Below are 409 nucleotides of genomic sequence, written 5' to 3' on the forward strand. Positions count from 1 at the left end.
CTGGAGAGCCGCATTAACGAAGTGCTGGAGCAGCTGGGCCTCGATGCCAACGCCGAGCTGGCTTCGCTGTCCGGTGGCTGGCTGCGTAAAGCGGCCCTCGGCCGCGCGCTGGTTAGCGGCCCGCGCGTGCTGCTGCTGGATGAACCGACTAACCACCTCGATCTCGATGCGGTGATCTGGCTGGAGAAGTGGCTGAAGGGCTATACGGGAACGCTGATCCTCATCTCCCATGATCGCGATTTTCTCGATCCTATCGTCGACAAAATTATCCATATCGAACAGCAGACCATGTTTGAGTACACCGGCAACTACAGTTCGTTTGAAGTGCAGCGCGCCACCCGCCTCGCTCAGCAGCAGGCGATGTACGAAAGCCAGCAGCAGCGCGTCGCGCACCTGCAAAGCTATATCG

Annotated in this window: 1 protein-coding gene; it reads left to right on the forward strand. The window is 59.4% G+C overall.

The window, feature by feature from the left end:
* Nucleotides 1-21: 21 nt before the first annotated feature.
* The coding region (locus FJV41_RS56295; protein WP_220138057.1) for an ATP-binding cassette domain-containing protein at nt 22-409 on the forward strand (388 nt) is incomplete at its 3' end.

The organism is Myxococcus llanfairpwllgwyngyllgogerychwyrndrobwllllantysiliogogogochensis, assembly GCF_006636215.1.
GTDB lineage: Bacteria > Myxococcota > Myxococcia > Myxococcales > Myxococcaceae > Myxococcus > Myxococcus llanfairpwllgwyngyllgogerychwyrndrobwllllantysiliogogogochensis.